The organism is Variovorax sp. MPBD4-3, from assembly GCF_058809745.1.
On record NZ_JBXASW010000075.1, the window covers coordinates 17,656 to 28,176 of the forward strand.

Genomic DNA, 10,521 nt, shown 5'->3' on the forward strand with positions numbered 1-10,521 from the left:
AACTACCGGCTGACCGCCGCCGCAGCAGGCTGCTGGCGGAACTCGGTCGCGTAGTACAGCAGCGCCACCAGCACATAGCCGCCACCCAGCAGGCAAAGCCCGCTCCAGCCATGGAAGGCATACACGGCCGCCGCAATGCCGGAGGCCACCGCCGCGCAGATGAAGATGAAGGTCATGAACAGCCCGTTGAGCCGGCCGCGCAGCTCCGGCGCCAGCATGAAGAGGCTGCGGAAGTTGAGCACCTGGCACAGCTGCACCGCGCCGTCGAGCAAGATGCCCGCCGCCACCAGCCCGGCCAGCGAGCGGTAGTGCATGGCCACCGCCCCCAGCAGGAAGGAGAACAGCGCCACCGCAATGGCGATGCCCGTGGCCGGACGGGTCAGCCCCCGGTCGGCCAGCCGGCCGGCGATGGGCGCCATGAGCGCACCGGCGGCGCCGGCCAGCGCGAATGCCGCGATGCCGCCCTGCCCCATGCCGAATTCATGCGCCAGCGCCAGCGGCACTGCCGTCCAGAAGGCCTGGAAGCCGGAGAACATCATTCCCTGGTACAGCCCGCGCCGGCGCAGCACCGGCGTGTTCCAGACGATGCCCGGCAGCGAAGCCATGGTGCGCGCATAGCCCACCGATGCATGCGGGCGGCGCTGCGGCAGCACGCGCCACAGCACCACGATGAGCGCGGCCATCAGCACCGCCGACAGCCAGAACACCGCGCGCCAGCCCAATGCGGAAGCCACCATGCTGGCAAAGGGCCGCGCCAGCATGATGCCGCCGAGCAGGCCGGCCATGATGTTGCCGACCACCTTGCCGCGCGTGGCCTCGGGCGCCAGGTGCGAGGCAAAGGGCAGCAGCACCTGCGCCGCGACCGCGCATGCGCCCACCACGAAAGAAGCGGCCAGGAAGGTGATGGCCGAGTCCGAGAGCGCGATGCCCACCAGCCCGATCACCGCGCCGAAGAGCGCGCCGACGATCAGCCGCCGGTTCTCGACCACGTCGGCCAGCGGCACCAGCAGCAGCAGGCCGGCGCCGTAGCCGAGCTGGGTGAGCGTCATGATGAGCCCGGCCAGGCCGGCGTGCAGCTGCAGCGTGTCGGAGATGGGGCCGATCAGCGGCTGCGCGTAGTAGATGTTGGCCACGCACAGGCCGCAGGCCACGGCGAAGACCAGCGTCAGCAAGGGCGTGAGGCCGGCCGGTGAATGAGGAGTTTTGGAGGTTGAAGACACGAGGAATCCCGGTTTCTGCAGGGCAACCTCTAGGGTTATCCCGAGGGCCGGGGACCATAGCACGGGAGGCCGATTCGTGCAGATGGCCGCCGGGGCAACCCTGGATTCAATCCACGCTGGTCGGCCGGCCCGAGGCCACCCATGCGTCGAGCCCGCCGGTCAGCGGCAGCGCCCGGCGCGCGCCGCGGGCCAGCAGCACGCGCGCGGCCTGCGCGGCCGAAACTTCGTTGGGGCAGTTGCAATACAGCACCACGTCGCGGCCACGGGCATGCGACAGGTCGAGGTTGCGCTGCTGCAGCGCCTTGAGCGTGTACGGCATGGCGCCCGGAATGCGGCGCGGATCGACCTGCAAGCCGGCCTTGCCCCGCACGTCGATCACCAGCGGAGGTTCTTCGCTGGAGAGCAGTTCGTGCAGCTCGTCGACCGAGATGCGCGGCATGCCGGTAAGCCGCATGAAGGCGCGGCGGCGCCAGTAGCGCACCGCAAGAATCACCAGCAGCAGCACGCCCAGCGCCACCGTGGCAATGCCGCCGGCCTGCGCCATGATGGCCAGCACCTCCTGGATCTGGTTGCGGAAGACCCAGCCCAGCCCGAGGAACAGACCGGTCCAGACCAGCGCCGCGCCAATGTCGAAGCCGATGAAGCGCCGCACCGACATGCCCAGCGCCCCCGCCATCGGCGGCGCCACCACCGACACGCCCGGCACGAACTTGGCCGCCACCAGCGACAGCCCGCCCCAGTCGGTGATGAGCGATTCGCCGCGCCGCACGCAGGTGTCGGGCGACAGCGAAATGCGGCACAGGAGGCGCATGAAGCGGTAGCCGAAGCGCCGGCCCGCATAGAACCACGCCGCGTCGCCCAGCAGGTTGGCAACCACGGCGGCCAGCACCACCCCGGGCACCGACACGTCGCCCGCCGCCAGCAGCGCGCCGGTGAGCACCAGCACGGCGGCCGCCGGCACGGGCAGCCCCAGGCGCGCGGCGAAACTGACGGCAAACACCACCAGAATGGCGTTCTGCACGAGCAGCGACATCAGCTGCGCCATGCGGACTTTCGGGGGGTTCGGGAGGGGTTCATGCCACCGGCGATTGTCCCGCATGCCGCAAGAACGCACCGCCCCACGGTCATTCGCGCGATGCGCCGGGCAGTGCTACCGCGCAACGCTGAAGCCGAAATTGTTCAGCCCGCCCTGGCGCGACGCGCCGACCTGCCCGCCGTGCATGCTCGCCACCGCCTTCACGATGGCCAGCCCCAGCCCGTGGCCGTGATGCTCGCCGCGGTCGTTGCGCGAGGCATCGGCGCGGTAGAAGCGATCGAACAGGTGCGGCAGGTGCCGCGCATCGATGGGCGCGCCGGGGTTGGACACGGTGATCCAGGTCACGGCCTCTTCCTCGCGCAGCGTGACGGCGATGTGCGCGCCCGGCTCCGAATGCTCGATGGCGTTCTGCAGCAGGTTCGACATGGCGCGGCGGAACAGCGCGCTTTCCAGCCGGGCCTCGGTGTGCACGTCGCCCTCGATGGAGACCTGCGTGCGGGTCTCGTCGAGCACGAACTCGAAGAACTCGATGGTCTTGTGCACCTCCTGCGCCACCGGCGTGAGCACCAGGCCGGTGGCCACCTCGCCGCGGTCGGCGCGCGCGAGGAACAGCATGTCGTTGACGATGGAGCGCACCCGCTCCAGGTCTTCCAGGTTGGCCTGCAGCACTTCCTGGAACTCGCCCGCGCTGCGCTGGCGCGACAGCGCCACCTGCGTGCTGCCGATGAGGTTGGCCAGCGGCGTGCGCAGTTCGTGCGCCACGTCGGCGTTGAAGGCCTCGAGCTGGCCGTAGGCCTCTTCGAGCCGGGCGAGCGCGCCGTTGAAGGCCTCGGTCAGCGCGGACAGCTCCACCGGCAGCGGCTCGGAGCGCAGCCGCTGCGACAGCGTCTTGGGCCGCAGCGCCTGCGCCTCGCGCGACAGCCGCTCCAGCGGCCGCAGCCCCACGCGCGCGATCCAGTAGCCGGCCACCGCCACCACCAGCACCGCGCCCAGCCCGAGCCCGATCAGCGCGGTCAGGAAGGCCTGGCGCGTGCGCTCGTAGGGCTCGGTGTTGTGCCCGACGATCAGCCGCACCGCCGGCCGCTGGTCGAGGGGATCGATGTGCACCGACAGCGTGCGGAACGGCCGCGCCTGCCCCGGCAGCTCGATGACGCTGCTGTGGCCGTTGGCCTCGCGCGTGAGGCCGTCTATTTCTGCCAGGCCCTTGCCGTACTGGAAGCGCGGATCGTCGCTGAGCACCCAGAAGCGCACGCTGCCGTCGGCGGGCGTGAGCGCGTCCATGCGCGCCTGCACGCGGGACCAGCGCTCGGGGGTGCCGATGGCCTTGATCCAGAACTGCAGGTTCTTGAGGGTGGTGTCCAGCTCTTCGTACTGGTGCCGCTCCAGCTCGCGCGCCAGCACGTTCTGCAGCGCGAAGCCCGCCAGCGCGAATGTCGCGAGCGCCACGGCCGCGAACATGAGCACCAGCCGGGCGGTGATGGAGCGCTTCACGGCGCCTGGCCCTCGGCCGGCGCGTCGCGCACCTCCATCACGTAACCCATGCCGCGGATGGTGTACAGCAGCTTGGGGCTGAAGGGCACGTCGATCTTGTCGCGCAGCCGCTTGATGGCCACCTCGACCACGTTGGTGTTGCTGTCGAAGTTCATGTCCCACACCAGCTCGGCGATGGCCGTCTTCGACAGGATCTCGCCCTGGCGCCGGGCCAGCACGGCCAGCAGCGCAAATTCCTTGGCGGTGAGGTCGATGCGGGTGCTGCCGCCACCACTGCCACGAAATGCCTTGCGCGCCAGCAGGTCGATCTGCAGGTCGGCAATGCGCAGCTGCATCGGCTCCTGCTTGCGGCCGCGCCGGTTCAGCGCCTGCAGCCGCGCCAGCAGCTCCAGAAAAGAGAAAGGCTTGATGAGGTAGTCGTCCGCGCCTTCGTGCAGGCCCTTGATGCGGTCCTCCACCCGGTCGCGCGCGGTGAGCATGATGACCGGCGTCTGCTTCACGGCGCGCAGCTCGCGCAGCACCGAGAAGCCGTCCTGCCCCGGCAGCATCACGTCGAGCACGATCACGTCGTAGTCGTGCGTGAGCGCCAGGTGCTGGCCGTCGATGCCGTTGTGTGCCATGTCGACCGCGCAGCCCTGCTCCGTCAGCCCCTTGGAGAGGTAGTCCGCGGTTCTCAGTTCGTCTTCGACAATCAGGATCTTCATGGCGTCTTCTTCTGTGTCTCCGTCCCTGCCCATGATGTCAGCCGGCGCTCGTCAATGCGCCTCGGCCGGCACCGGCGCCTTGCCTTCCTTCCCGGCTTTCCTGGCCTTGCGCGCTTCCTTGCGGCTCAGATACCAGTAGTGGGCGCGGTCGAGGTACAGGTAGACCACCGGGGTCGTGAACAGGGTGAGTGCCTGCGAGAGTATCAGCCCGCCGACCATCGCGTAGCCCAGCGGGCGGCGCAGCTCGGAACCCGATCCGTGGCCCAGCATCAGCGGCAGGCCCGAGAGCAGCGCGCACATGGTGGTCATCATGATGGGGCGGAAGCGCAGCAGGCAGGCCTGGTAGATGGCGTCGTGCGGCGACATGCCCTGCTCGCGCTCGGCCTTGAGCGCGAAGTCGATCATCATGATGCCGTTCTTCTTCACGATGCCGATGAGCAGGATGATGCCGATGAGCGCGATCACGCTCAGGTCGTAGCCGCCCGCCATCAATATCAGCAGCGCCCCCACGCCGGCCGAAGGCAGCGTCGAGAGAATCGTCAGCGGGTGGATGTAGCTCTCGTACAGCAGGCCCAGCACGATGTACACCGCCACCAGCGCCGCGGCAATCAGGTAGGGCTGCGAGGCCAGCGAGTCCTGGAAGGCCTGCGCGGTGCCCTGGAACGAGCCGGTCAGCGACTGCGGCAGGCCCATGTCGGCTTGCGCCTTGTTGATGGCGTTCACCGCGTCGCCCAGCGCCACGCCCGGTGCCAGGTTGAACGAGATGGTCACCGCCGGGAACTGGCCCTGGTGGCTGATCGACAGGTACGCCGTCTTGCTGGTGTCCACCTTCACGAAGGTCGACAGCGGCACCTGCTGTCCGGTGATGGGCGAGCTCAGGTAGAGCTTGCTGAAGAGCGTCGGGTCCTGCTGCAGGCTGGGCGTGACCTCCAGCACCACGTGGTAGCTGTTGAGCTGCGTGAAGTACTGCGCCACCTGGCGCTGGCCGATCGCGTCGTAGAGCGTGGCGTCGATGGTGGCCGGCGTGATGCCGAAGCTCGATGCGCGGTCGCGGTCGATGGTCAGCACGGCCGACGCGGCGGCGTTCTGCTGGTCGGTGGCCAGGTCGGTGAGCTCGGGCAGCTGCTTGAAGCGCGCGAGCAGCTTGGGCGCCCAGGTGTTGAGCTCGCCCAGGTCGGCGTCGGTCACGGTGTACTGGTACTGCGTGCGCGAAGCACGCCCGCCCACGCGGATGTCCTGCCCCGCCTGCAGGAACAGGTTCACGCCCTGCACCTTGGCCAGTTGCGGGCGCAGCCGCGTGATGATCTCGTCGGCGGTGGCGGTGCGGCCCTCGTCCTTGGGCTTCAGGCTGATGAAGAAGTTGCCGGTGTTGTAGGTGGAAGAGCTGCCGTTCATGCCGAAGCCGGTCACGTCGGGGTCCTTGCGCACCACGTCGGCCAGCTGGAGCATGCGCGCGTTCATCGACGCGAAGGAAGCGTCCTGCCCCGACTCGGCAAAGCCCGAGATGAAGCCGGTGTCCTGCTGCGGGAAGAAGCCCTTGGGAATCACCGCGAACAGCACGCCCGTGGCGGCCACCGTGGCAATGAACACCATCAGCGTGATGAACTGGTGGTCCAGCACCACGTGCAGCCCGCGCTTGTAGCCGCTGAGCATGGCGTCGAAGCCGCGCTCGAACAGCAGGTACAGCCGCCCGTGCTTGCTGCCGTGCTCGTTCTTGAGGAAGCGCGAGCACAGCATGGGCGTCAGCGTGAGCGAGATGACCACGCTCACCACGATGGTCAGCGTGACCGTGACCGCGAACTCGCGGAACAGGCGCCCCACGATGCCGCCCATGAGCAGCAGCGGAATGAACACCGCCACCAGCGACACCGAGATCGAGATGATGGTGAAGCCGATCTCGCCCGCGCCCTTGTAGGCCGCCTCCATCGCCGTCATGCCCTCTTCGACGTAGCGATAGATGTTCTCCAGCATCACGATGGCGTCGTCCACCACGAAGCCGACCGCGATGGTCAGCGCCATGAGCGAGAGGTTGTCCAGGCTGTAGCCCAGCAGGTACATCACCGCCACCGTGCCCAGCAGCGCGAGCGGCACCGTCACGCTGGGAATGAGCGTGGCCGGCACGTTGCGCAGGAACACGAAGATCACGGCCACCACCAGCACGATGGTCAGCAGCAGCGTGAACTCCACGTCCTTCACCGAGGCGCGGATGGTCTGCGTGCGGTCGATGATGGCGTTGACGTCGATGGTCGGCGGAATCGAGGCCTTCAGCCGCGGCAGCGCCGCGTTGATGCGGTCCACCGTCTCGATGACGTTGGCGCCCGGCTGCTTGGTTATGGCGAGCACGATGGAGCGGCCGTTCTGCACGTTGCTGCCGGCCGGCGCGGCGGCACCGGCGTAGGCCCAGCCGGCAATCTTGGAATTCTCGGGGCCGTCGACCGCCACGCCCAGGTCGCGCACGCGGATGGGCGCGCCGTTGCGGTAGGCCAGCACCACGTCGTTCCAGGGCTGTGCCTTGAGCAGCTGGTCATTGGTGTAGACGGTGAAGCTCTGGTTGGGCCCGTCGATGGTGCCCTTGGGCGCGTTCACGGTGGCCGACGAGAGCACGGTGCGCACGTCTTCCAGGCTCAGGCCCAGCGCGGCGAGCTTGGCCGGGTCGACCTGAATGCGCACAGCCGGCTTCTGCACGCCGCCGATGTTGACCAGGCCCACGCCCGAGATCTGCGATATCTGCTGCGCGAGGATGTTGTCGGCGTAGTCGTTCACCTCGGTCAGCGGCAGCGTCTTCGACTGCACCGACAGGATGAGGATGGGCGCGTCGGCCGGGTTCACCTTGCGGAAGGTGGGCGGGCTCGGCAGGTTGGCCGGCAGCTGGCCGGTGGAGGCGTTGATGGCGGCCTGCACGTCGAGCGCGGCGGCGTCGATGCTGCGGTCGAGGTCGAACTGCAGCGTGATCTGGGTGTTGCCCAGGCCGCTGGTGGACGTCATCTGCGACAGGCCCGCGATCAGCGAGAAGTTGCGCTCCAGCGGCTGCGCCACGTTGGAGGCCATGGTCTCCGGACTGGCGCCGGGCAGGCTGGCCGAGACCTGGATCGTCGGAAAGTCGACCTGCGGCAGCGGCGCCACCGGCAGCAGCGGAAACACCGCCGCACCGACCAGCAGGATGGCCAGCGCCAGCAGCGTGGTGCCGATGGGGCGCTTGATGAATGTGGCGGAGATGCTCAATTGCTGCTCCCGCCGGCGGGCTTGTTGGCGTCGGCGCCGCCACCGGCCGCGCCCTTCTGCGCGGGCGGCGGCTCCACGACGGTGGCGCCGGGCTTGAGCTTGTACTGGCCGTCCACCACCACGCGCTGGTTCGCGCTCAGGCCCTTGTCGATCACGGCCGTGCCGTCGGCGATCTGCACCACGTGCACCGGCACATTGCCGACCTTGTTCTGGTCATCGACCACCCAGACGTAGGTGCTGTCCTGGCCGCGCTGCACGGCGGCGGCGGGCACGGTGAGCGAGTCGGGCCGGCGGTCGAGCTGCAGCCGCACGTTGACGTACTGGCCGGGCCACAGCGAATGCTGCGGGTTGGCGAAGCTGCCCTTGAGCTGCACGGTGCCGCTGGTGGTGTCGATCTGGTTGTTCAGCAGGATGAGCTTGCCGGTGCCCAGCATCTGCGCGCCGCTGCGGTCGTAGGCCACCACCGTGAGCGGCTGGCTGCTTTTCTGCTGCAGGCGGTTGATGTCCTGCACCGCGTCTTCGGGCAGCGTGAACTGCACGGCGATGGGGTCGATCTGGTTGATGACCACCAGCCCGTTGGTGTCGGCCGCGTGCACGATGTTGCCGGGGTCCACCAGCCGCGCGCCGGCGCGGCCGTCCATGGGCGACGAGATGCGCGTGAAGCTGAGTTGCACCTCTGCGTATTTCACCTGCGCGGCGTCGTTCTGCACGGTGGCCTCGAGCTGGTTGACCAGCGCCTTCTGCGTGTCGAGCTGCTGCTGCGTGGCCGCGTCCTGCGCGATCAGCGTGGTGTAGCGCTTGAGGTCGGCGCGGGCGTTGGCAAGCGTGGCCTGGTCTTTCGCCCGTGTGGCCTGCGCCTGCGCGAGCTGCGCCTGCAGCGTGCGCGGGTCGAGCTGCGCGAGCATCTGGCCGGCCTTCACGTCCTGCCCTTCCACGAAGCCGACCTTGTCGAGCTGCCCGTCGATGCGGGCCTTGACGGTGACGGTGGCCATCGACGCCACGGTGCCGATGCCGCTGCGGTAGACCTGCACGTCCTGCTGCTTGACGCGCGCCGTGGTCACCTGCACCGGCGGCGCTGCCTGGGCGGCCTCGGGCTTGGCGGCATGGGCGGAATGGTGGGTGAGCGCCCAGGTGCCGCCGCCCAGCACCAGCACGAGCGTGGCGGTGGCGAGCCAGGTCGATCGGCGCTGGAAAAGGGCGTGCCCGGTGGCGGTGGTGGGTGTGGTCGTCATGGCATCAATTCCTGGAAATCTTGTCGGCGCCGGAGCTGGTGCCGGCCTGGGCATCGGCGGCGCTCCAGCCGCCACCCGTGGCCGCGATCAGCGAGACGCTGGCGGCCAGCTGCCGGCCCAGCACTTGCGCGGCGGTGCGCTGGTTGGTGAGCGACAGCGTCTGCGCCGTCACCACGCTCAGGTAGGTGGCCGTGCCGGCGCGGTACTGGGCCAGGGCCAGCCGCTCGGCAAGCTGGGCGGAGCGCACGGCGTCGGCCTGCAGCGTGGATTCACTGTCGAGCACGCGCAGGGTGGCCAGGTCGTCTTCCACCTGCTGGAAGCCGCCGAGCACGGTCTGCTTGTATTGCGCGACGGAGGCGTCGTAGGCGGCCACGGCCTGGTCGGTGTGGGCCTTGCGCAGGCCGCCGTCGAACACGGTCTGTGCAAGCGCCGCGCCCAGCGACCACACGCGGCTGGGCGTATTGAACAGCGTGGCCAGGCTGGCCGCGCTGAAGCCGCCGCTGGCGCTGAGCGTGATCTGCGGGTAGTAAGCGGCCTTGGCGACGCCGATGTTGGCGTTGGCGGCCTGCACCCGGCGCTCGGCGCCGGCGATGTCGGGCCGGCGCTCGAGCAGTTCCGACGGCAGGCCCGCGGGCGACACCGGCAGCTGCACATGCAGTGCCGAGGCCGACGAAAGCGATTCGGCCGTCTGCGGCTGGCCCGACGACTCAAGCGGCGGCAGCGAGAACGAAGCCGGCGCCTGCCCGGTCAGCACGGCGATGGCGTGCTCGAGCTGCGCGCGCTGCGCTTCGAGGTCGACCGCCTGCGCCTGCGCGGTCTTGAGCTGGCTTTCGGCCAGCGCCACGTCGGAGCGCAGCACGGTGCCGGCGGCGTACTGGTGCTGCGTGAGTTCGAGCGCCTTGGCATAGGCGGCGGTGGTGCTGGCGTACAGGTCGCGCTCGAGGTCGATGACGCGGATCTGCAGGTAGTCCTGCGCGAGCGTGGTCTGGATGCTCAGGCGCGCGCCGGCCAGGTCGTCGGCGCTGGCCTGCTCGCTGGCGGTGCCCGCCTCCACCGAGCGGCGCACCGAGCCCCACAGGTCGGGCTCCCAGCTCGCGCCCAGGCCCAGGGTGTCGGTGGTGCCCAGCTTGACGACGCCGGTGCTGTTGCTCTGCGCCCGCACGGCGCCGGCGTTCAGGCCGACGGTCGGGAAGAAGTTGGCGCGCGCCGCCGCGGTGATGGCCTGCGCCTGGCGGTATTGGGCCTCGGCGACGCGGATGTTCTGGTTGGCCGCGTTGGCCTGCACCATCAGCGCGCCGAGGGTGCTGTCGCCGTAGGCGTCCCACCAGGGATGGTCGGCGTCGATGGTTTGCGGCGCGGCTGTCTTCCAGGGGCCGCCGGTTTCCTTGAAGGCGCTGGGCACGTCCATCTGCGGGCGGACGTAATCGGGACCGACGGCGCACCCCGCAAGGAGCAGGACGGCCAGCGCGAGGGCCGCGCGCGATAGGGGGGGTGCGTCAGGGAGGACCATGATGGGGCCACTCTAGGCAACCCCTTCAAACCCCTCGCTGTCGACTAACTGACAAGTCTGACAGTTTGCGTTTTGCTCCCTCCCCCGCTGGGGGAGGGTTGGGGTG

7 protein-coding genes are annotated in these 10,521 nt (G+C 69.3%); all 7 read right to left on the reverse strand.

Going from position 1 to position 10,521, the window contains the following annotated elements:
* Window positions 1-2: 2 nt before the first annotated feature.
* Window positions 3-1,220, reverse strand: a complete 1,218-nt coding sequence (locus AC1RVW_RS27555) for an MFS transporter (protein ID WP_409196054.1) — start codon at window positions 1,218-1,220, stop codon at window positions 3-5.
* A gap of 106 nt (window positions 1,221-1,326) precedes the next feature.
* On the reverse strand, window positions 1,327-2,265 hold the full coding sequence (locus AC1RVW_RS27560; protein ID WP_285414627.1) for a DedA family protein/thiosulfate sulfurtransferase GlpE: 939 nt from the start codon (window positions 2,263-2,265) through the stop codon (window positions 1,327-1,329).
* Window positions 2,266-2,370: 105 nt separating this feature from the next.
* Window positions 2,371-3,747, reverse strand: coding sequence for a heavy metal sensor histidine kinase (locus AC1RVW_RS27565; RefSeq protein WP_081270223.1), 1,377 nt, complete (start codon window positions 3,745-3,747; stop codon window positions 2,371-2,373).
* Window positions 3,744-4,451 (reverse strand): heavy metal response regulator transcription factor, encoded by a 708-nt coding sequence (locus AC1RVW_RS27570; protein ID WP_493203746.1) that lies wholly within the window; start codon window positions 4,449-4,451, stop codon window positions 3,744-3,746. Before AC1RVW_RS27570 ends, AC1RVW_RS27565 begins: the two co-directional genes overlap by 4 nt.
* 51 nt (window positions 4,452-4,502) lie before the next feature.
* The gene (locus AC1RVW_RS27575) at window positions 4,503-7,673 is read right to left on the reverse strand and encodes an efflux RND transporter permease subunit (protein ID WP_081270222.1); all 3,171 of its coding nucleotides are present in this window, start codon (window positions 7,671-7,673) and stop codon (window positions 4,503-4,505) included.
* The gene (locus AC1RVW_RS27580) at window positions 7,670-8,905 is read right to left on the reverse strand and encodes an efflux RND transporter periplasmic adaptor subunit (protein WP_493203749.1); all 1,236 of its coding nucleotides are present in this window, start codon (window positions 8,903-8,905) and stop codon (window positions 7,670-7,672) included. The genes AC1RVW_RS27575 and AC1RVW_RS27580 overlap by 4 nt, the downstream gene beginning before the upstream one ends.
* A 4-nt stretch (window positions 8,906-8,909) precedes the next feature.
* A complete protein-coding gene (locus AC1RVW_RS27585) occupies window positions 8,910-10,415 on the reverse strand; it encodes an efflux transporter outer membrane subunit (protein ID WP_493203751.1) in 1,506 nt (501 codons plus the stop codon).
* Window positions 10,416-10,521 lie beyond the last annotated feature (106 nt).